A 20668-nucleotide genomic window follows, 5' to 3' on the forward strand; every position below is an offset into this window, starting at 1 on the left:
AGGTGCGAGCGGCGCAGTGCGGAGCACTGTGCCGGAAGCCTCGAAGGATGATGTTGTGGGCATCTATGTCTACATGCTGCGCTGCGCCGACGGCTCTTTCTACATCGGAAGTGCCACCGGCGAAGACACGTCCAAGCGGGTTGACGAGCACAATGCCGGTGCGCATCCCGGATACACTTATTCGAGGCGCCCGGTCGTTCTGGTGTGGTCGGAGTATTTTGATCGGATCACCGACGGCATTGCGGCCGAACGACAGCTCAAAGGGTGGAGCCGCGCCAAGAAGGAAGCGCTCATCCGTTCGGATTGGACGTCGGTGAGCCAGCTTGCACGGCGGCGTGCAGGAGCGCCTAGGGCAGAGAAGTAATCTGAGGCGTGGCAGCGGATGGGCCGCCCATCCTTCGAAGCTCCCGGCGCGATGCTAGGCATCGCGCCACGCGCACCTTAGGATGACGGAGTTGGAGAGGACGCAGTGGTCCTCTTGGAAATTCGCCTTAGAACACGTTCCGCAGCAGCGGGTACTTCGCTTCCAGGCCGTCGAGGCTGAAGGTGAATTCGACGACGCGCTCGGGGGCTGCGACGATTTCCGCGGCCGGTGGAGCGAACTGCGGCAGGAGCGCTGCCATTGCAGCGGGCGTGGCGAGTGGCGGTCGCACAGCAGGCGCGGTGATCGGCGCCACCACAGCGGATGCGGCGACCGGCGGCCTCACGACAGGTGCGGTGCGCGGTGCCGTCGCAATGCGTGGCGCCGTCGCAACAGGCGCGGTCGGCGGTGCCACCTCGGCAGGTGTGACGAATGGCCCTCGCGCTGCACGCGCCTTGAGCAGCGCCACGGGGGCAGCCGCGGGAATCGGCGCCATCACGGCAGGTGCGGCGATCGGGGCGAGCGGAGCTTCGTTGATTTCGGCAAGAACGTCCGGCCTGGGCGCGAGCCTGACCGGTACGGCGGTCTCGGGCGCGATGTGGACGGCCTTCGGCTGCATGGTCTGCGCCTGCGGCTCGCGCGGAAACATGCGGGGCATGGTCGCCGGCGACCAGCCGAATGCGGGCGAGACACTCGCGGCCGCCGCGGCCACATCAGCGCCGGTCGCCAGGGCCCGCCAGGTCTGGACGGCGCGCTTGGCTTCCTGGATGTTTTCGAGGAATGCGATCTCGGAGTGGTAGCGGCGCCAGCGTCCGGTCTCGAACATTTCGGAGAGGTGCTCCAGCCGCTGCTCGGCGAGAGCGCACCAGCGTGTCGCAATGTCGCGGCCACGAGCCACGTCGCGAACAGCCTCTTGGCGATGTGTCATAAACCAGCCCGTCAGGAGAAAAATACGGACGCGACGCAACGCACACGAATCGATTTAGACGCGACATGAATATTTTGTGGAAAAGTTTTGACTTGTCCAGCAACGACACGCCGGACGTCGTCAATCACCGTAGTCGTGCGGAGAATTGATGTGTTTTCGAGTCAAGCTTCGCACAAGCATAACCGGCCTGCCGGGGCGATTCCTGGGCGCTGACCATGGGCGCCGCCACGTTTGCTCAACCGGAAGCTGATCGCGCGGAGCGGTTCAAGAAATCAGCCCCCAAAAAGAAAAGACCCGTCCGGGGGGACAACCGGACGGGTCGAGCCATATGGGCGCTTGGGGTGGATGGGCGCTCGCGCCTGATATGACTTATGGGGAGGGATGACCGCTCCCACATAATTTGGTCGTGGCAGACGACTGAACGTTCAATGCGGCGTTCGATTTCCTGGCCTTCGCACCGCGCGCAAAGTTGTCGCGGCCGCGCTATCGCGTCGCCGGGCTATCCGTCTGAGAAATCGTGGATTTATCGTCTGCGCTCGACAGCGAGGGTTGTTCGATCGCGCGGCTGCCAGGCTCGTCGCGACGCTTCTCGGCATCTTCACGTTTTGTTGTACCGGACGCAGCCGCAACCGGCGTCGCGCTGTCGACGGGAACGGCCATGACTGCGGCAAACGCGTCGGCCTCGCCGTCGCCGAAAAGATCATCACGGCCGGGTGAACCGAGGTCGCGCGCGGTCTTCGCCAGCGTCATGCGCAGCGCCTCCGGTTTGAGCGTGTAATTGCGCTCGAGCAGCAGCGCGGCGACGCCCGAGACATAGGCGGCCGAGAACGAGGTACCCGAGGTCATCTGGTACTTGCCGTCGGGCGCCGGCAGGAAAATGTCGACGCCAGGCGCCGCCAGCGCGATGTAATTGCCGCGGTTGGACGCCGAGAACAGCCTGTCCTGCTGGTCGGTCGCGCTGACCGCGATCACATTGGGATTGGCGGCGGGATAAAGCGGCGGCGATTTCGCACCGGCGTTGCCGGCGGCCGCGATCAGCACCAGCCCGCGCGCGGCGGTCGCCGCGATGGCGCGCTCGATCACGGCGTCCTTCGGACCGGCAAAGCTCATATTGACGATCTGCGCGCCGTGCTCGGCGGCGTAATTCAGCGAGCGCAGGACGATGTAGGACGAGCTCTGGGCCCCGCCCGTGGTGCCGCCGAAGGCGCGGATGGCGATGATGCGCGCCTCGGGCGCGCTGCCCATCAGCTTGGCATGCGCCACAATGGCGCCGGCGATGCCGGTGCCGTGGACATGCGGGCCCTCGGTGCTGCCGAGCGCATCAAAGTTGTCGGCGATGGAATGGGCGAGCTCCGGATGTTGGGCGTCGATCCCGGAGTCGATCACGGCAACCGTCACATTGGCGCCGTGCGCCAGCGTATGCGCTTGCGGCAGGCGAAGCCTGGCCAGCGCATATTGCGCGGGATCGCCCTCGGTCGGCGCGGACGATTTCTGATCCTGGAGCAAATAGCGGAAGTTCGGCTGAACCGAGCGCACGCTGCCGTCGGCGGCGAACTCACGCCGGACCGTCTCGGTCGGCCGGCCGTCGGTGATGCGGAACAGCCCGAACGTCGCCCCGATCAGCGGAAAATTCTCGGAGGACACGCGCGTCAGGCCATGACGGCGCGCAAGTTCGTCGGCCTCGGTCCCCGACAGCGCGCTGTCGATCTCGGCGACGAATTCATTGGCAAAGGTGCGCAAGTCGACGGCGGCCGGCGTGTTGCTGCCCCGCCCCTTCCCTGCGCTCTTCTTGCCCGATTTGCCCGTGCCGTCGCCGCTTGTGCCCGGCTGTGCCAGGCATTCACCGCTGGCGTCGCGATAGGGGGCGGTGCAGGCCGGATAGAGGTTCGGCGAATAGCGGGCATAGGGCAGCACCGGCGTCGGACCGATCCGTGCGGTGATCCGGGACGTCGTGGCGATCGGACCCGGACCGCGGCCGACACCGACCGCCCGCGCGGCAACACCGGGACTGACGCGCGCGGCGATGCTCGGAGAGATGGTCGGCGTGCGCGTGGGCACGCTGATCGTCGGCGTGCGCATGATCGCCTGCGCCTGCGCAACCTCGACGCCGAGACAGGCGGCGAGCAAGAGCGCAGCTCCAACCGACGAAGCGTAGGCTCTCCCCCTTACCCCACTCTCGGAGTTGCCCGTCATCGGTGCAGCGGCGCCTTACGGCGTCGCGACGGCGAGGTTGACGAACTTCTCGCGCGACATCCTGCCGAGCAGCGAGGCGAGTTCGTCCTGGCTCATCGCCTTGTCGAACTGGAGACGGAACATGCCGCCCTTGGCATCGCCGATGATCGACGCCTGGTAGCTGTCGAGCAGCGCAGTGATGTCGGCGATGCGCGCCTCGGGCGTGAAGCGCACCAGCGCGCGCGCAGGTGCAGCGGCAGCCCCGAGCTCGCGCGTGATCGGCGCGCCGACCGACAGCGAGGCGGTCTCGAAGGTCGCGGTCTGGGTCTTCATCAGCACGGCGCCGATGATGCCGGCCTGGAGCAGCAGCGCAATGGCACCCAGGCTCGCCGACCAGGCCAGCGTACGCGGCGACAGGCTCGAGAAGAACGTCGCGATCCGCGCCGACAGCGGCAGCGAACCGACCGGCCGCGCGGGCTCCGCGTCGATCTCGGCGAACAGCTTCTGCATCGCCCGCGCCGACGGAGCCCCCAGGCTCTCGTTCAGATGGATGGTCTCTTCGTACTCGCCGCGGATCGCGGCATATTGCTTTGCAAGTTGCGGATCACGCGCCAGCGCGTCCTCGACGCGGCGAGCGTCGCGCGCGTTCAGCGTGCCGGCGGCGTGCCAGGGCAGCAGCAGTTCAATTTCACTGGGCTCTTGCTCCAGCATCTTCTTGCTCAATGCCATCATGGCCAGCCTCGCTCAACGCCGGCTGCCTTCAGCAGTTCGGCCAGTTTCTTGCGCGCATAGAACAAGCGCGTCTTCACAGTGTTCTCGGGAATGCCGACGATTTCGGCCACTTCTTCCACGGACTTCTCGTGGTAGTAGACAAGATCGACGATTTCCCGGTGCTCCGGCGTGAGGCCTGTCAGACACTCCCGCAACGCTTCACTGGTATCCTTCTTCTGCACCACCGTTTCCGGATCATCGGACGTATCCTCGATCGCGTTCGCGGCGTCTTCGTCCAACTCAAAATCCTTCCTGCGCCGGAGCGCAGACAGGGCCTTGAATCGGGTAATTGCCAGCAGCCAGGTGGAAACGGCGGATCGACCCTCGAACTTGCCGGCTTGACGCCAGACGTCGAGAAACACCTCACTGATGAGGTCTTCCGCCGCCTGCTCGTCCCGCACGAGCCTCAGCCCGAACCTGTAGACCCTGACATGGTGCCGCCCGTACAGCACCTGCATGGCGAGCCGGTCACCTTGAGCGATCCTGGCGATCAGGACCTCGTCCGTAGCCGCCTGTGTCACGCTCAATGCCCGTCTCGCAAAGTTGGTCGGGTCGATACGGCGGACGGTTCGACGGGGGGAGCTAAATTCTTCAGGCTACCGCAGTCACACGGGGACCTGTGTGATCTACCCCACATACGCGAATTTTCCTTTTGCCACCCGCGGCGGTTGGCCGCCTCGCTCGATAAAGGTAACATAGTAGTGATGCACTTTCCTGCGCAATGTCGTCCGGCACAGATTGCCCGACATGTGGAACCATAGCAGCCCTGTACGACGTATGTCTCACCAAGCCCTGCTTTGGCTCGAACCCGTCGCCAACGATGCCTAATCGCCGGCAAATTCTCCCCCCGGCCGCTATCAGCCTGTTGCGCGCTGCACCCTTTGGATTCGATTTCAAAGGATACCAAACCTAAAGGCTTGCCGCGTAGATTTTCGGGCTGACATCCACCCTTGGCGGGACAATGAGCACGGCCGCGACGACCTTATCGGAGAGGAATGCCGCTGAGGTCGCGGATCTCGTTCTCATGCCCGACGCGGCCGCGCCCCAAGTGCGAGCGCGCCGGGTCCGGCAACGCCGGCAGATGTATGTCGGCCAGGCCGCAAGCTACTCGCTCGGCGCCTTCGTGCTGCTGCTCTATGCCCATGACGGCGTCGTCCGGATGAACGTTCCGTCGCTGTTCTGGATCGGCGGCCTGATGATCATCGGCATCTTCGTCGTGATGTCGGAAGCCGGCGTCGGCGACAGGCACAGCGACCACTATCTCACCGTCTTCCAGATCTCGGCGCACATGGCGCTGCAGTTCATCTTCCTGGTGTCGGTGCCGACCATCGGCATCGCCTTCATCAGCGTGCTGTTCCTGATCTTCGCCTTCGGCACGCTGCGCATGACCTCGGCGCAGGCGATGTTCACCTGGGCGATCGCGACGACCTGTCTGGCTGCCGTCTTCCTCGCCTCCGACCTGCCGATCGGCATGCCGGTCGCCACGAAGCTCCAGCGGACCGCCTCGATGCTGTGCTTCGTCCTGGTGATCGGCCAGTGCGCTTTCCTCGGCCTGTTCGGTGCCACGCTGCGAAAGGTCCTGTACCGGCGCAGCATCGAGCTGAAAGCCGCCTATCAGCGTATCGAGGAGCTCGCCGAGCTCGACGAGCTTACCGGTTCCTACAACCGCCGCTGCATCATGCGGTTGCTCGATGCAGAAGTCGAAAAATCGCGGCAGGCGTCCGCACCTTGCGCCATTGCGCTGATCGACCTCGACTGGTTCAAGCGCATCAACGACGCCCACGGCCACCCTGTCGGCGACGAGGTGCTGCGCACCTTCGCCATCACCATTTTTGCAAATATCCGCCCGGCCGACTGTTTTGGCCGCTACGGCGGCGAGGAATTTCTGCTGCTGCTGCCGGACACCGCGGGCGACGCCGCCTCGCGCATGATGGAGCGGCTGCGCGGCATCGTCGCCGATCTCGACTGGAGCGCATTTTCGCCCGGCATGCGGGTGACGATTTCCGCGGGCGTCGTGACGCTGCGCGACGTTGATACTGCCGACACGTTTCTCGCGCGCGCCGACAGCGCGCTCTATTCCGCCAAGGCGCAAGGGCGCAACCGTATTGTAACGAGCTGACCAATCCATTTTCCCCCCGGCTGCGCAGAAGCCGCAGCCGGACCGAACGCTCCAGGACAGGGCCATGAGATCGAAATCCGCCAAACCATCCGAGAACCTGCTGGAGGAGTTGCAGGTTGCACTCTCGCACGGCACCGTCGCGCGCCGGGTCGAGACGCTGCGCCGTGTCACCGATCTCTTCGTGGGCAACGCCGTGGACTATTCCGACGACCACGTCCGCGTGTTCGACGACGTCTTCCAATGCCTGATCGAGCAGATCGAGACCTCGGCGCGGGCACTGCTCGCCGACCGCCTCGCACCGATCGCGATCGCGCCGCCAAAAATCATCCGCACGCTCGCGCTTGACGAAGTCATCGAGGTCGCCGGCCCAGTGCTGTCGAAATCGGAACGGCTGGACGATGCGACCTTGATCGAGATCGCGCGCACCAGGGGCCAGGCGCATCTCAAGGCGATCTCGCTGCGGCGGGTGCTGTCGGAAGCGCTGACCGACGTGCTGGTGACGCGCGGCAACGAGGATGTCGTGCAATCGACCGTCAGCAATCCGGGCGCGCAGCTCTCCGAGGGAAGTCTCACCGACCTCGTCACACGCGCCGAACGCGACGATGACCTCGCCGCCTGCATCGGCCTGCGGCCCGACCTGCCGCGCCATCACTACCTGAAGCTGGTCGCAAAGGCGTCCCTGAGCGTGCGCAGGAAGCTTGAGGCCGCCCACCCCGGGCTCGCGGACGAAGTCTCGAGCGTGGTCCAGGAAGCCACCCAGCGGCTCCGCGCCGCCGCCATGACCAGGCAGACCGAAATGGCCCGCGCGCTGGTGAAGTCGCTGCACGACGACGGCCGTCTCAACGAGTTCCAGGTCACGACTTTCGCCGAGCAGGGCAAGTTCGACGAGACCAATGCGGGGCTCGCCGCCCTCGCGGGCGTTCCGGTCGAAACCGCCGAGAACATGATGATCGAGAGCCGCACCGAGGGCGTGATGATCCTCGCCAAGGTCGCGGGCATGCAATGGTCGAGCGTTCGCGCGATCATCGCGATGCGCGAGAAGCTCGCGGGCGGCTCGCAGACCGACATGCTGACACTGCGCGATACCTACGAAGCCCTGCGCGGCTCGACCGCGCAGCAGGTGCTGCGCTTCCACCGCATGCAGCAGGGCGCGACGCCCGCGGCCTGAGACCGGCGCCGCTAGTAGCGCAAAACTCTTGAACCTGCGTACGCACCGATCGCGGCCACCAGCGCGGTCGCAAGCGTGTACCAGGTCGCGACGAACAGTGGCGAGTCGTCGGTGCAGTGCGAGGCGTAGAGCGTCGCGGCGAGGCCGGCCGACAGCAGGCCGGCGAGCGCACCCGCGAGTGCAGGATGCGACGGTGCGCCGTGGCGCAGGCCGAACAGCGCGCCCGCAAGCAGCGGCAGCGACATCGCGGGGATCGCGAGCAGGCATACCCTGGAATTCTTGCCCATCAGCCGCATCGTCATCGGCATCGCCGGGGCCATCATGGTCTCGCTGCCGATCGCAACCGCAAGCAGGCCGACGGGAAGCAGCAGCAGCCAGCCCCAGCCGCGCATCAGGGCTTCGGGCCGCGACAGATGCAGGCTGACGATGATCGCCGGGATCGCGAGCGAGAGCGTCACCGCGAACTTCATGTCGAAGAACGGATTGTGCATCGCGCTCATCACGTCGGCACGCACGCCGAGGAACGTCGCGAAGATCAAAATCGACAAGGGCGCGGCCACCAGCAGCGCCATCGTCAGCACGGCGCCGACGCGCGGCGCGCGATGGGCGTTGTCGGCCGCGAGCGAGCGAATGAGTTGATCGGTATCCATGACTAGTGGTCCCGCAGTTTGGCAGTCAGCGCCGCAAGTCCGCGATGCAGCGCGACCCGCACCGCACCTTCGCTCATCGAAAACTTTGCCGCCGTGTCCTTGATCGAGGTGCTGTCGACGGCGATCGACTGCAGCACGTCGCGCTGGCGCTGCGGCAGGGTGCTGAGCTGCGTTGCGACCTCGCCTGCCGAAGCCGTCTCCTCCGGCACCTCGCCCGGCAGCGTCTCGGCGAAATCGTCGATGTTGACGAAGACCCGCCTGCCCCGCCGCCGCAGCGTATCGATCAGCTTGTTGCGCGCGATCGCGAACAGCCACGGGGCGAAGGGGGCTTCGCTGTCCCAGGTGTGCCGCTTCAGATGCACCGCCAACAAAATCTCCTGCACGATATCCTCGGCCTGGTCAGGAGGCTGCCCGGCCCGCGCCAGACCCCGCCTCGCAGCAGCGCGCAGCACAGGCGTGACCGCCCTCAACAGGCGATGATACGCCGCATCATCGCCTGCCATGGCCGACCGCATCAGGCCGGTCCACTCGTCCTCACGTCCGCGCACGCGCGCCCTCACCATGCAATTCGGCAGCTCTTTCAGTTTGTTACGTCGGCATCCGAAAGATCACGAACTCGTGATCCGCGCCACGCCTCGCCACTCGATGCCGCCGTCAAGACCCGCGACGGCTCATAACACCGATCGGTCCCGTCCGCATCCGGCGGCCGGTTGCGAGGGAGCGGTTTGCCCCGCTTTTGCCCGGTGTAGCCCGAAGATTCCTATTTTCTGCCCCGCTGTGGTCACGCGCCAGGGTCTCTGTTCGGTCCCGGGACGGGCGGAATTGGGGAGACGTCAACATGATGAGAGCCAGCGGGCGCGCGGCATTGATTCTTCTTGCCGGCCTTTTTGTGCTGTTCGGAGCCACTGCACAGGCGGCACCGGGTTCAGCCGCAAGCAGCAAATCGGACAGCGCGGGCAACGAGACCGAGGCAGTCAAGCCGAGCAAGCAGCGGCACCATGCTTCGCGCCACCGCGACAGCGACAAGACGGCGCAGAAATCCGACGACAAGCCCGGCAAGAAGGACGGCGCCGCAAAGGCCGAAAACGACGTGCCGGCCTCGAGCCAGATGCCGCCGGCAGTCGCCAACGCCAACGCGCAGGTCGCCGCAGCCGATACGCCGACGGCCGCCGCGGCCTCCGCGATGACCGGTCGAGCCAACGACAACGTTCAGGCAGCAGCCGATAATACCGCCGCCCCGAATGACGAGGCTCAGGTGGTGGCGCCCGATCAGCTCAACGACATCGACCGCGCCCTGCAACAGGACCCGCCGGCACAGAAGGCGGTAATCGCCGCAACCGACGCGCGGCCGGCGCCGGTGATGGCGAGCAGCCACAGCTCGGCCTGGGACCAGAGCTCGCTGATCGGCAAGATCTTCATCGGCGTCGGCACGCTGCTGACGCTGGCCTCCGCCGCACGCATGTTCTTCGCCTGATTCTCGGGCGATTTTGGCCTGAGGAACCTCGTCCGGAACGCGCGTCTCGCGGCGCGTTCCGGACGGCTTCGTTCCGACGGCTTTTCGGCCCTTGAAGCCCACCGCGCCAGCGGGCACATTGCCCGCCCAATCAAACGCGTGGGTGGAGCATGAGCACGTTCGAACACATCATCGTCGAGAGCAAGGGCGCGGTCGGCATCGTCAAGCTGAACCGGCCGAAGATGCTCAACGCGCTCTCCTTCGGCGTCTTCCGCGAGATCGCGGCCGCCGTCGACGATCTCGAGGCCGATGACGCCATCGGCTGCATCGTCGTGACCGGCAGCGAGAAGGCCTTTGCCGCCGGCGCCGACATCAAGGAGATGCAGCCGAAGGGCTTCATCGACATGTTCTCCGAGGACTTCGCCGCGATCGGCGGCGACCGCGTCGCGCGCTGCCGCAAGCCGACCATCGCCGCGGTCGCGGGCTATGCGCTCGGCGGCGGCTGCGAGCTCGCCATGATGTGCGATTTCATCATCGCCGCCGACACTGCAAAATTCGGCCAGCCCGAAATCACGCTCGGCACCATTCCCGGCATCGGCGGCACCCAGCGCCTGACGCGCGCGATCGGCAAGTCGAAGGCGATGGACCTCTGCCTCACCGGCCGCATGATGGATGCGGCGGAAGCGGAGCGCTCAGGCCTCGTCAGCCGCATCGTGCCCGCCGACAAGCTCATGGACGAAGTCATGGCCGCCGCCGAGAAGATCGCATCGATGTCGCGGCCCGCCGTCGCCATGGCCAAGGAAGCGGTCAACCGCGCCTTCGAAACCACGCTCGCCGAGGGCATGAGCGTCGAGCGCAACCTGTTTCACTCGACCTTCGCGCTCGAGGACCGCTCCGAGGGCATGGCGGCGTTCATCGAGAAGCGCAAGCCGGTGAACAAGAACCGGTAACACCCGCGAGCGGTCAGGCTGGTGTAAGGCTTCACCGCCCTGCCGCAGAAACCGTGTGACGCACCTGCAACAAGCACGGAATAGATGGGGGTTTTCCCCGCGGCAGTTTGCCTGCGCGACCCGCGCTGGTTAAACAGTTAAGAGGCCACCGTCGGCGGGGGCGGACAGCCGGGGTTGAGCGGGATTACATGATTGGGCGTGCCGCCAGAGCTGGTCGCATGATGACGCGGCATCGATCGGGCGTGGGTCCTGCGCTTGCGACATGGACCACGCTGGCGCTCTGTTGCGCCCTGCCCTCCGCCGCATGGGCGGAGGCCCTGCCGGAGGCGCTCGCCAAGGCCTACCAGACCAACCCGCAGCTGAATGCCGAGCGCGCGCGGCAACGCGCCACGGATGAAAACGTGCCGCAGGCGCTCGCCGGCTACCGGCCGCAGATCGTGGCAAGCCTCAGCGCCGGCCTGCAATCTGTGCGTAATCTGCTGCCCGACAACACGATCCAGACCGCCAATCTGAAGCCGTGGATCATCGGCGTCACCGTGACGCAGACCCTGTTCAACGGGTTCCGCACCGCCAACAGCGTGCGTGCTGCGGAACTTCAGGTGCAGTCCGGCCGCGAGGCCCTGCGCAATGTCGGCCAGGGCGTGCTGCTCGACGCGGTCACCGCCTACACCAACGTGCTGGCCAACCAGTCACTGGTCGAGGCGCAACGCTCCAACGTCGCGTTCCTGCGCGAGACGCTCGCCGTCACGCAGCGCCGCCTCAATGCTGGCGACGTCACGCCGACCGACAGCGCCCAGGCCGAGGCGCGACTCAACCGGGGACTCGCCGACCTCAACGCCGCGGAAGTCGCACTCGCCGTGAGCCAGGCGGTCTATGCGCAGGTGATCGGCAATGCGCCGTCGCAGCTTCGGGCCGCCGAAGTCGTCGACCGCTATCTGCCGAAGAGCCGCGAGGATGCGCTGACGATGGCGATCCGCCAGCATCCGGCGGTGATGGCGGCGGGCTTCGACGTCGATGTCGCCTCGACCAACATCCGCATCGCCGAAGGCGCGCTGCTGCCGAGCGCCAGCCTCCAGGGCAGCGCCAGCAAGAGCCGCAACAACGACCCGACGCTCGGAACCTTCGCCGAAGACCAGGCCTCGATCGTCGCCAACGTCACCGCGCCGATCTACGACGGCGGCCAGGCCGCCGCGCAGACCCGGCAGGCCAAGGAGATCACGGCGCAGAGCCGGCTCGTGCTCGATCAGGTCCGCAACCAGGCGCGCACGGCGGCGACCAGCGCCTGGGTGGCCAATGAGGGCGCCAAGATCACGGTCTCCGCTTCCGAGTCAGAGGTGAAGGCGGCGACGGTCGCGCTCCAGGGCGTGCAGCGCGAGGCCGCCGGCGGGCAGCGCACGACGGTCGACGTGCTGAACTCGCAGGCCGATTTGATCCAGGCCAAGGCCCGCCTGATCGGCGCACTGCGCGACCGCGTGATCGCCTCCTATACGCTGCTCAGCGCGGTCGGCCATCTCGACGTCAAGACGCTCAGCCTCAACACGCCGGACTATCTGCCCGAAGTGCATTACCAGCAGGTCCGCGACGCCTGGCACGGCCTGCGCACGCCGTCGGGACAGTGATATCTTGCTGCAGGCAGCACCCCAGCTCGACATATCGCTGTCTCAGTCCTCTACGCCGCCGGAGCAGCCATGACCAACCAAGCTCACGCCCGCGCGTCGCAGCCCGCGACACCAATCAATTTTGACGTTCCGCCGCATGCCTGCGACTGCCACACGCATATCCACGGCGATGTCGCAAAGTTTCCGTTCTTTGCGGGGCGCGTCTACACGCCGGGACCGGCCTCACCGGAGGAGATGGCGGCGTTGCACAAGGCGCTGCATATCGAGCGCGTGGTGATCGTCACCCCGAGCGTCTATGGCACGGACAATTCCTCCAGCGTGTTCGGCATCAAAGCGCGCGGTGCGAGCGCGCGAGGAGTGGCCGTGATCGACGACAAGACGACGGAGGCGGAGCTCGATGCGATGCAGGCAGACGGCTTCCGCGGCATCCGCATCAACCTTGCAACCGACGGCGTCAACGATCCCGATGTCGGCCGGGCCCGCTTCACCGCCGCTGTCGAGCGGATGAAGGCGCGCGACTGGCACGTGCAGCTTTACACGACGCCACCGATGATCTCGGCGATCAAGCAGCTTGTGCTGGCCTCGCCGGTGCCTGCTGTGTTCGACCATTTCGGCGGCGTTGAAGCCTCACTCGGGCTGGACCAACCGGGATTTGCGGACCTGGTCGAGCTCGTCAAATCGGGCAAAGCCTACGTCAAAATCTCCGGCGCATATCGCTCGTCGAAGCTCGCGCCTGATTATCAGGACGTGCTGCCCTATGCGCGTGCGCTGATCGCAGCGAATGCGGACCGCATCCTCTGGGGCACCGACTGGCCGCATCCCGACTCTGTTCCGCTGCCCGGGCGAAAGGCGACCGACATTGCGCCGTTCTACCCGATCGACGACGGACGCCTGCTCAACCAGCTGCCGGTGTGGGCGCCGGAGGCGGATGTCCGCAAGAAGATCCTGGTCGACAATCCGGCGCGAGTCTACGGTTTCTGAGTCGCAGCGGCCGCGCGCGATCAGCGCGCGCGGCGGGAGAAGAAGGAGATCAGGACCGGCAAGGTCACCAGGATCACGACCGGCGCGAGCAACATGCCGGTGACGACCACGACGGCGAGCGGCTTCTGCACCTGCGAGCCGATGCCTTCCGACAGCGCCGCCGGCAGCAGGCCGACGCCGGCGACGACGCAGGTCATCAGCACCGGCCGGAGTTGCAACTCGCCGGTGCGTATCACCGCGCTCATGCGGTCCATGCCTTCCTCGATGAGCTGATTGAACTGCGACAGGATGATGATGCCGTCCATCACGGCGATGCCGAACAGCGCAATGAAGCCGATCGCAGCCGAGACGCTGAACGCGGTGCCGGTGATCAACAGCCCGAGCACGCCGCCGAAGATCGCCATCGGGATCACGCTCATGGCAAGCAGGGTATCGGTCATCGAACCGAAATTGAACCAGAGCAACACGCCGATCAAAGCCAGCGAGATCGGCACCACGATCGACAGCCGCCGGATCGCATCCTGGAGGTTGCCGAACTCGCCGACCCAGTCCATGTGCGCGCCGGGCGGCAGTTGCACCTGCTCGGCGATCTTCTGCTGCGCTTCGCGGATCGCGCTGCCGAGGTCGCGCTCGCGCACCGAGAACTTGATCGGCAGATAGCGCTCCTGCTGCTCGCGGTAGATGTAGGCGGCGCCAGAGACGAGGCTGATCGTGGCGACCTCGCTCAGGGGGATCTGCGTGACGGTGCCGTTCGGCCCGGGCGCGCCGATGCGTAGGTTCTGGATCGCCTCCGCGCTCCTGCGATATTCCGGCGCGAGGCGGACGATGATCGGGAAGTGGCGGTCAGAGCCCGGCTCGTAGAGATCGCCTGCGGTATCGCCGCCGATCGCAACCTTGATGGTGGCGTTGATATCGCCGGGCGCGAGCCCATAGCGCGCGGCCTTGGCGCGATCGATGTCGATCTGGATGGTCGGCTGTCCGAGCGAGGTGAACACCGCAAGGTCGGTGACGCCCTGCACGGTCGACAGCACCGACTTGATCTTGTTGGCGGTATCGGTCAGCGCCTGGAGATCGCTGCCGAACAGCTTGATCGAGTTCTCGCCCTTCACGCCGGAGACGGCTTCGGAGACGTTGTCCTGGAGATATTGCGAGAAGTTGAACTCGACCCCGGGGAAACGGTCGTCGAGCTGCTTGAGCAGTTGCGCGGTCAGCTCTTCCTTGTCGTGGGTGCCGGGCCATTGGCTCGCGGGCTTCAGTGGCGCGAAGAACTCGGCATTGAAGAATCCGGCGGCGTCGGTGCCGTCATCGGGACGGCCGTGCTGCGACACCACGGACTCGACCTCGGGCCGGGCGCGGATCAGCTTGCGCATCTCGTTGACGTAGGTGTTGCCTTCCTGGAGCGAGATGGTCGGCGGCAGCGTGGCGCGGATCCAGAGATTGCCCTCTTCGAGCTTGGGCAGGAATTCGAGGCCGAGCAGCCGGCTGAGGGCTACTGTCATCAGCACGAGACCGATGGCGCCGCCGAGCATGATGCCGCGGTTGGCGACGGCCCAATTCAGCACCGGCATGTAGATCCGGTGCAGGATCATCATGACCCTCGTCTCGGTCTCCTCGACATGCGCGGGCAGAATGATCGCGGACAGCGCCGGAGTAACCGTGAACGTCGCGAGCAGCCCGCCGGCGAGCGCATAGGCATAGGTGCGCGCCATCGGTCCGAAGATGTTGCCCTCGACGCCCGAGAGTGTGAACAGCGGTATGAAAGCCGCGATGATGATGGCGGCGGCAAAGAAGATCGAGCGCGACACGTCGGCTGCGGCGCTGAGGATGGCATGGCTCTTCATGCCGAACAGCGTCTCGGGCGAGACGTGCTCGAATTCGGTGAGCGGCGTGGTCTGCGTCAGGCGGCGGAAGATGGCCTCCACCATGATCACGGTGGCGTCGACGATCAGGCCGAAATCGATGGCGCCGACCGACAGCAAATTCGCGGATTCCCCGCGGAGCACCAGGATGATCACGGCAAAGAACAGCGCGAACGGAATGGTGGCGCCGACGATCAGCGCGCTGCGGAGATCGCCGAGAAACATCCACTGCAACAGCACGATCAGCAGGATGCCGACCACCATGTTGTGCAGCACGGTGTGGGTGGTGAGCTCGATCAGGTCCCCGCGATCGTAGATGCGCTCGATGCGCACGCCGGGCGGCAGGATGCTGGAATTGTTGATGGTTTGAACGAGCTGGTGCACGCGCTTGATGGTTGGCGAGCTCTGCTCACCGCGGCGCATCAGGACGATGCCCTGCACGATGTCGTCGGAATCGTCGAGGCCGGCAATGCCGAGACGGGGTTTTTGACCGACAGTGACGGTGGCGACGTCCTTGACCAACACCGGATTGCCGTTGGTCTGCGACACCATGGTGTTGGCGAGGTCGTCGATGGAACGGATCAGGCCGACGCCGCGTACCACGGCTGATTGCTGGCCGATATTGACGGTGTTGCCGCCGACATTGACGTTGGAATTGCTGACCGCCTGGAGCAATTGCGGAAGCGTCAGGCCGTTGGCGACGAGCTTGTTGAAGTCGACCTGGAGCTCGTAGGTCTTGCTCTTGCCGCCCCAGCCGGTGACGTCGATCACGCCGGGCACGGCGCGGAAGCGGCGCTGGAGGATCCAGTCCTGGATGGTCTTGAGGTCAAGCACGCTGTAGTTCGGCGGACCGACGAGGCGGTAGCGGAAGATTTCGCCGATCGGGCTGAGCGGCGAGATCTGCGGCTGCACATTGCCCGGCAGCGGCGCGAGCTGCGCCAGGCGGTTCAGCACCTGCTGCTGCGCCTCGTCATAGGTATAGGCGAAGGAGAACTGGATTTTGACGTCGGACAGACCGTACAGCGAGATGGTCCGGATCGTCGTGATGTTCTTCAGACCCGCGACCTGGGTCTCGATCGGGATCGTGATGTAGCGTTCGATCTCTTCTGCCGACAGGCCCGGACTTTGCGTCACGATGTCGACCATCGGCGGCGTCGGGTCGGGATAGGCCTCGATGTTGAGCTGGTTGAACGCGATCAGGCCGCCGATCAGCACGGCGACGAACATCCCGACCATCAGGAAGCGCCGGTGGACGGCAAGGGCGACGAGACGATCCATTCAGGTCTTCAATTTTCTTGGGTCGTCGATCAGCTACCGGACGCCGCGCGGTCGATGAACAGGCTGCCCTTGGTGACGATCTGCTCGCCTGGCTTCAGGTTGCTGGTAACCTCGACGAGATTGCCATTGATGAGGCCGATCTGGATCTGGCGCAGCTCGACCGACTTGTCCTCGCGCGCGACCCAGATGCGGACCTTGTCGGCCTCGTAGATCAACGCCTGCTTCGGCACCGCCGGTGCGGCACGGTCGCCGGCCGAATAGATCGTGACGTTGGCGAACATTTCCGGCTTGAGCAGCCCGTCCTTGTTGTCGATGGTCGCGCGAACCAGGAGGCGACGGGTGTTGGGATCGATGGCGGCGGCAACGTAGTTGATCTTGGCGGTCAAGGGGCGGCCCGGCAGCGCCATCACGTTGACGGTGATGTCCTGCCCGATGCACATAGCGGCAGCATCGCTTTCGCGCACGAAGGCGGTGAGCCAGACCGTGGAGAGGTCGCCGATCACGAAGACCGGATCGCTGGCGCCGGAATTGACGTACTGGCCGGGACCGATCTTGCGCTGCACGACGGTGCCGGAGATCGGCGAATAGATCGTGATCTCCGGATTGATCGCGCCCTTGTCCTGGAACGCCTTGATGGTCTCGTCGGTGAAGCCGAGGATGCGCAGCTTATTGCGCGCGGCTTCCAGCGCCGTCGCCGAGGAGCGCACGTCGTTCTGCGCCTGGACCTGGGTCGCTTCCGCCTGCTGATAGTCCTTCAGCGGAATGGCGCGGCCCTCATAGAGGTCCTTGGCGCGCTTGAACTGGATGTCGGCAAGATCGATCGCAGACTTCGCCTTGTTCTGCGCGGTCATCGCCGCGATGAAATCGTTCTGGGCCTGCACGGTGTCGGCGGCCTCGATTGTGAACAGCGGTTGGCCTTGCTTCAGCATCTCGCCCGGCTTGGCGAGCAGCTTGGTCACCCGGCCTGCATAGGGCGAGAATACCGGCGTCGAGCGATCCTCATCGACCGCGACCTTGCCCTCGGTGACATATTCGGCCCGGAAGGTCTTGGCCTTGACCGGCTCGATCGTCAGCGTCGCCCATTCGGACGGCGTCGGCGTGAAATTCTGCGCATTCCTGCGCGACTGGCTGGAGATCTCGGAGTGGCTCTTCTCCTTGGCCCCCACGCGCATGAAGCCATAGGCACCGGCGCCGGCGAGTGCCAGTAAAACTACGGATGTGATCACCCGTTGTTTTGTAAACACCTGCAATCGCTTGGTATTTTCAACTACCATGGGGCCCGGTCGTGTCTGCGACGATCTCGGCAGACGCCTGCCTTATCGGTCGCGCTAATAGTGCTGAATTGGGATTTCAAACAACCTAAAAAACGCTGGCCACCTTTCGGTTTGCGTTAAAATATTGCAACGCGTCAGCTTCACGTCAGTTTCGCGCCGGCCATTGTGGCGGATGACTGCCGAGCGGCATCGCCGGGCGGCTCCATCGCGCCGGCGTTGTCGACAGCAGCGCCGAATGGCGCACCGCCTTCAACGTGCCGAAGCCAGATGGCATGGGCTCGATGAATGCAGCATGTACGGCATCCCCCGTAAGATCCGGGGTGTCCAGGCCGCCGTCGAGACGGCCGAGATTCCACAGCCAGCGCCCGGTCTGCGCCAGCGACACGCGCACGTGCCAGCTGCCGCCTTCGCGGGCCTGACGCGCCTTGGCCATCATCGCGCCGAACGCCATCAGATAGCCGGTGGCGTGATCGAGCATCTGCGCCGGCAATTCCTTGGGACCGTCGATGCCCGCGGCCTGCCCCTCGGCGTGGTTGAAGCCCGTCGTGGTCTGCACCAGTGAATCGAAACCGCGCCGCTCCGCCCAGGGGCCGGCATGGCCATAGGCCGACAGCGTGACGTAGACGATGCCGGGATTGATGTTCGCTGCATCCTCCGGCGCGAAGCCGAGGGCTGCAAGCGCGCGCGGACGATAGCCTTGCGAGAAGATGTCGGCGCCCTTCAACAGTTCGCGCATCTGCGCCCTGCCCGCCTCGCTCTTCAGCTCGATGAAGGTCGTGAGCTTGCCGCGGCCGGTGTCGATGGTGAGCCAGGGAATGGCCGGCAGCTCCGGCCCTGAGACGAGCAGCACGTCCGCGCCGTGCGCGGCGAGCGTGCGGCCGGCAACGGGGCCTGCGATGACGCGCGAGAGATCGAGCACGCGCAGACCGGAAAGCGGACGATCGCTGTTCGACAATCCCTGAGGCCACGACTTTGGCGGGGCCTCGCCGATCTTCTCGATCGAGACCAGTGGCAGTTCGGCGAGCGCGCGGGCCTGCGGCAGCGCGGACCATTCGTCGTAGGAGCGCATCAGGGCAACGACGCCGCCTGCAGCATAGGCCGCAGTTTCAAAATCCTCGCCCTTCCACTGCATCAATGCAGCCTGCACCCTCTCGCGCTCGGGCTCGCAACCGAGCACCTTGCAGACGGCGTCGCGGTGATGCGGGAAATTGGTGTGACAGCGGACGAAGCGATTATCACCGGTTTTATAAACGCCGGCGATGGCGTCCCAGGCCGGCGGCGGCGGCTTGTCGTCGAGCCGCAAATAACGCTCCGAGCGACATTCGGCGACGGCGTGGCGCATGTCGACGGAGACGTCCTGCGTCTTGCCGCTGCGCAATCTCCAGATTTCGGCGGCCGCAAGGCCGGCGGCGGCGATCGTCGTCTGCCCGGCGACGGCGACGCGAAACGAGGACGGAATTTGCGGCTCCTCGCCGGTCAGCCGCACGCGTTCGAGCGCGGCCTTGTCGCCACGGATGGAGGTCCAGAGATCCTTGAGAATATCGGCGGGGCCTTGCATGACCGCTTCTCTCCCTTTCGGATTTGAGCCTGATCTTTTCGGAAATCCGCTGCGCATTTTTCCGGATCATGCTGTAGTTTTCGCGACCATGTCATGATCGCAGAAAGGAATGCAATGGCCGCCGTAGATCCCCTCACCGCAGGCGCCGTGTTCATCGCAACGGCGGCCACCGATGCGGTCTATGTCATGTTCACCTCGGCCGTGATCGCGCGCAAGCGGGTGCCGGCGGCGAACTGGAGCGCGGTCTGGTACCTGCTCTCCTCCTACGCCGTGATCAGCTACACCGAAAACCCGTTCTATGTCGCTTTCGCGGCGATCGGCTCCTGGGCCGGCGCCTACGCCTCGCTGACCTTCCTGCACCGCCCGCCCGGCGGCCCGCCGGTGGGGGCGGCGCCGGAGTAGAGGGCGGCACTCTTTCGGCTCGCACGGTGTCGTCATCCGCGAAGGCGGATGATCCAGTACTCCAGAGGCGGTTGTGATTGAACCGAGAGGCCGCGGCGTACTGGATACCCCGCTTTCGCGGGGTATGACACCGAGAACGAATTCGACATCCTCGCTCAAACAACTAAGCTCCGCACGATCAACAAGGAAAACCAAACAATGGATCTCGGTCTCAAAGGCAAGAACGCCATCGTCCTCGGCGGCACGCGCGGCATCGGGCGGGCGATTGCGGCGACGCTGGCCGGTGAAGGCAGCAATGTCGCGGTGTGCGCACGTAACGCGGATCAGGTTGCGGCGACCGTCACTGAGCTGAAGGCGGGCGGGATCCGCGCCAGCGGCGGACCGGTCGACGTCACCGACGGCGCGGCGCTGAAAGCCTGGATCGAGGCTGCTGCAAAAGAGCTCGGCGGCGTCGATCTGCTGTTCTCCAACGCCGGCGCGATGTCGCAAGGCCACGATCCCGCATCGTGGGAGCAGAATTTTCGGCTCGACGTGCTCGGCGCCGTGCATGCGTTCGATGCCGCACGGCCGTTCCTCGAGGCGAGCGGCGAGAAGAGCGGCGATGCCGCCTTCGTCATCATTTCCTCGATCTCGGCGGCGCAGGCTGATCTCGCCAGTTCCTACGGCCCGATCAAGGCGGCGCTGATCCACATGGCCAAGGGACTGGCGCGGCAATACGCCAAGAAGAAAATCCGCGTCAACGTGGTCTCGCCCGGCACGGTCTATTTCAAGGGCGGCGTCTGGAACATGATCGAGCAGAACATGCCGGAGCGCTACAAGGACGCGATGAAGCGCAATCCGACGGGCCGCATGGCAACGCCGCAGGAGATCGCGAGCGCGGCGGTGTTTCTGGCGAGCCCGGTGTCGGGATTCACCACGGGATCGAATCTCGTCGTGGACGGCGCGATTTCGAACCGGGTGAACTTCTAGAGGGCTGACGCGCGATCGCGTCTCGTCCCGTCATCCTGAGGTGCGAGACGTGGGACGCAACGCGTCCCATGGGGAGCCTCGAAGGATGCACGGCCTCGATGCAGCCGGGCCGTCGCCCTTCGAGGGCCGCTGAAGAAGCGGCCACCTGAGGGTGAC

18 protein-coding genes are annotated in these 20668 nt (G+C 65.4%); 9 read left to right on the forward strand and 9 right to left on the reverse strand.

Going from position 1 to position 20668, the window contains the following annotated elements; genetic code table 11:
• The first annotated feature begins 55 nt into the window (after window positions 1–55).
• Entirely contained in the window at window positions 56–364 is a 309-nt protein-coding gene (locus tag JQ627_RS04215) for a GIY-YIG nuclease family protein (protein ID WP_212482873.1), read from the forward strand.
• A 127-nt stretch (window positions 365–491) separates the two neighbouring features.
• Here the strand turns inward: JQ627_RS04215 and JQ627_RS04220 are convergent, their stop codons facing one another.
• From JQ627_RS04220 to JQ627_RS04235, 4 genes are all read right to left on the reverse strand, one after another.
• A complete protein-coding gene (locus JQ627_RS04220) occupies window positions 492–1259 on the reverse strand; it encodes a TIGR03809 family protein (RefSeq protein WP_212483166.1) in 768 nt (255 codons plus the stop codon).
• Between the two features lie 513 nt (window positions 1260–1772).
• Window positions 1773–3482 (reverse strand): S8 family serine peptidase, encoded by a 1710-nt coding sequence (locus JQ627_RS04225; RefSeq protein WP_212482874.1) that lies wholly within the window; start codon window positions 3480–3482, stop codon window positions 1773–1775.
• Between the two features lie 15 nt (window positions 3483–3497).
• A complete protein-coding gene (locus JQ627_RS04230; RefSeq protein WP_212482875.1) occupies window positions 3498–4193 on the reverse strand; it encodes a hypothetical protein in 696 nt (231 codons plus the stop codon).
• Window positions 4190–4759 (reverse strand): sigma-70 family RNA polymerase sigma factor, encoded by a 570-nt coding sequence (locus JQ627_RS04235; RefSeq protein ID WP_212482876.1) that lies wholly within the window; start codon window positions 4757–4759, stop codon window positions 4190–4192. Before JQ627_RS04235 ends, JQ627_RS04230 begins: the two co-directional genes overlap by 4 nt.
• Before the next feature lie 434 nt (window positions 4760–5193).
• On the opposite strand from JQ627_RS04235, the gene JQ627_RS04240 reads away from it, so the two are divergent.
• Together JQ627_RS04240 and JQ627_RS04245 are read left to right on the forward strand one after the other, a co-directional pair.
• Window positions 5194–6351: a GGDEF domain-containing protein gene (locus JQ627_RS04240; protein WP_212482877.1), complete on the forward strand. Its 1158-nt coding sequence runs from the start codon at window positions 5194–5196 to the stop codon at window positions 6349–6351.
• 64 nt (window positions 6352–6415) lie between these two features.
• A complete protein-coding gene (locus JQ627_RS04245) occupies window positions 6416–7519 on the forward strand; it encodes a DUF2336 domain-containing protein (RefSeq protein ID WP_212482878.1) in 1104 nt (367 codons plus the stop codon).
• 11 nt (window positions 7520–7530) lie between these two features.
• Here the strand turns inward: JQ627_RS04245 and JQ627_RS04250 are convergent, their stop codons facing one another.
• Both JQ627_RS04250 and JQ627_RS04255 read right to left on the reverse strand, forming a co-directional pair.
• Window positions 7531–8169, reverse strand: coding sequence for an NrsF family protein (locus JQ627_RS04250; protein WP_212482879.1), 639 nt, complete (start codon window positions 8167–8169; stop codon window positions 7531–7533).
• A gap of 2 nt (window positions 8170–8171) precedes the next feature.
• Window positions 8172–8717 (reverse strand): sigma-70 family RNA polymerase sigma factor, encoded by a 546-nt coding sequence (locus JQ627_RS04255; protein WP_212482880.1) that lies wholly within the window; start codon window positions 8715–8717, stop codon window positions 8172–8174.
• A gap of 290 nt (window positions 8718–9007) precedes the next feature.
• Between JQ627_RS04255 and JQ627_RS04260 the strand changes: the two genes are divergently transcribed.
• The 4 genes from JQ627_RS04260 (at window position 9008) to JQ627_RS04275 (ending at window position 13172) form a co-directional block, all read left to right on the forward strand.
• Window positions 9008–9643, forward strand: coding sequence for a hypothetical protein (locus JQ627_RS04260; RefSeq protein WP_212482881.1), 636 nt, complete (start codon window positions 9008–9010; stop codon window positions 9641–9643).
• Between the two features lie 149 nt (window positions 9644–9792).
• Entirely contained in the window at window positions 9793–10572 is a 780-nt protein-coding gene (locus JQ627_RS04265; protein WP_212482882.1) for an enoyl-CoA hydratase, read from the forward strand.
• 188 nt (window positions 10573–10760) lie between these two features.
• A complete protein-coding gene (locus JQ627_RS04270) occupies window positions 10761–12191 on the forward strand; it encodes a TolC family outer membrane protein (protein WP_409363795.1) in 1431 nt (476 codons plus the stop codon).
• Window positions 12192–12260: 69 nt separating this feature from the next.
• Window positions 12261–13172: an amidohydrolase gene (locus tag JQ627_RS04275; protein ID WP_212482883.1), complete on the forward strand. Its 912-nt coding sequence runs from the start codon at window positions 12261–12263 to the stop codon at window positions 13170–13172.
• Window positions 13173–13192: 20 nt separating this feature from the next.
• On the opposite strand, the gene JQ627_RS04280 is transcribed toward JQ627_RS04275, so the two are convergent.
• From JQ627_RS04280 to JQ627_RS04290, 3 genes are all read right to left on the reverse strand, one after another.
• Window positions 13193–16309 (reverse strand): efflux RND transporter permease subunit, encoded by a 3117-nt coding sequence (locus tag JQ627_RS04280; RefSeq protein ID WP_212482884.1) that lies wholly within the window; start codon window positions 16307–16309, stop codon window positions 13193–13195.
• A gap of 29 nt (window positions 16310–16338) precedes the next feature.
• A complete protein-coding gene (locus JQ627_RS04285; RefSeq protein ID WP_212482885.1) occupies window positions 16339–17583 on the reverse strand; it encodes an efflux RND transporter periplasmic adaptor subunit in 1245 nt (414 codons plus the stop codon).
• A gap of 145 nt (window positions 17584–17728) precedes the next feature.
• A complete protein-coding gene (locus JQ627_RS04290) occupies window positions 17729–19141 on the reverse strand; it encodes a CoA transferase (protein ID WP_212482886.1) in 1413 nt (470 codons plus the stop codon).
• A 114-nt stretch (window positions 19142–19255) separates the two neighbouring features.
• Between JQ627_RS04290 and JQ627_RS04295 the strand changes: the two genes are divergently transcribed.
• Both JQ627_RS04295 and JQ627_RS04300 read left to right on the forward strand, forming a co-directional pair.
• Window positions 19256–19543 carry a hypothetical protein gene (locus JQ627_RS04295; protein WP_063984616.1) on the forward strand — a complete coding sequence of 96 codons (288 nt, stop codon included), beginning with the start codon at window positions 19256–19258 and terminating at the stop codon, window positions 19541–19543.
• Between the two features lie 198 nt (window positions 19544–19741).
• The gene (locus JQ627_RS04300) at window positions 19742–20512 is read left to right on the forward strand and encodes an SDR family NAD(P)-dependent oxidoreductase (RefSeq protein ID WP_212482887.1); all 771 of its coding nucleotides are present in this window, start codon (window positions 19742–19744) and stop codon (window positions 20510–20512) included.
• The last annotated feature ends 156 nt before the right edge of the window (window positions 20513–20668 follow it).

The sequence above is a fragment of the Bradyrhizobium liaoningense genome (genome assembly GCF_018130785.1).
In the GTDB taxonomy this organism is placed as follows: domain Bacteria; phylum Pseudomonadota; class Alphaproteobacteria; order Rhizobiales; family Xanthobacteraceae; genus Bradyrhizobium; species Bradyrhizobium liaoningense_A.

Excerpts from the sequence above, each read along its gene's own strand:
- JQ627_RS04300 (WP_212482887.1), top strand. The coding sequence starts at position 19,742 with ATGGATCTCGGTCTCAAAGGCAAGAACGCCATCGTCCTCGGCGGCACG.
- JQ627_RS04285 (WP_212482885.1), bottom strand. The coding sequence starts at position 17,583 with ATGGTAGTTGAAAATACCAAGCGATTGCAGGTGTTTACAAAACAACGG.
- JQ627_RS04295 (WP_063984616.1), top strand. The coding sequence starts at position 19,256 with ATGGCCGCCGTAGATCCCCTCACCGCAGGCGCCGTGTTCATCGCAACG.
- JQ627_RS04280 (WP_212482884.1), bottom strand. The coding sequence starts at position 16,309 with ATGGATCGTCTCGTCGCCCTTGCCGTCCACCGGCGCTTCCTGATGGTC.
- JQ627_RS04230 (WP_212482875.1), bottom strand. The coding sequence starts at position 4,193 with ATGATGGCATTGAGCAAGAAGATGCTGGAGCAAGAGCCCAGTGAAATT.
- JQ627_RS04260 (WP_212482881.1), top strand. The coding sequence starts at position 9,008 with ATGATGAGAGCCAGCGGGCGCGCGGCATTGATTCTTCTTGCCGGCCTT.
- JQ627_RS04250 (WP_212482879.1), bottom strand. The coding sequence starts at position 8,169 with ATGGATACCGATCAACTCATTCGCTCGCTCGCGGCCGACAACGCCCAT.
- JQ627_RS04270 (WP_409363795.1), top strand. The coding sequence starts at position 10,761 with ATGATTGGGCGTGCCGCCAGAGCTGGTCGCATGATGACGCGGCATCGA.
- JQ627_RS04225 (WP_212482874.1), bottom strand. The coding sequence starts at position 3,482 with ATGACGGGCAACTCCGAGAGTGGGGTAAGGGGGAGAGCCTACGCTTCG.
- JQ627_RS04240 (WP_212482877.1), top strand. The coding sequence starts at position 5,194 with ATGAGCACGGCCGCGACGACCTTATCGGAGAGGAATGCCGCTGAGGTC.
- JQ627_RS04290 (WP_212482886.1), bottom strand. The coding sequence starts at position 19,141 with ATGCAAGGCCCCGCCGATATTCTCAAGGATCTCTGGACCTCCATCCGT.
- JQ627_RS04245 (WP_212482878.1), top strand. The coding sequence starts at position 6,416 with ATGAGATCGAAATCCGCCAAACCATCCGAGAACCTGCTGGAGGAGTTG.
- JQ627_RS04275 (WP_212482883.1), top strand. The coding sequence starts at position 12,261 with ATGACCAACCAAGCTCACGCCCGCGCGTCGCAGCCCGCGACACCAATC.
- JQ627_RS04265 (WP_212482882.1), top strand. The coding sequence starts at position 9,793 with ATGAGCACGTTCGAACACATCATCGTCGAGAGCAAGGGCGCGGTCGGC.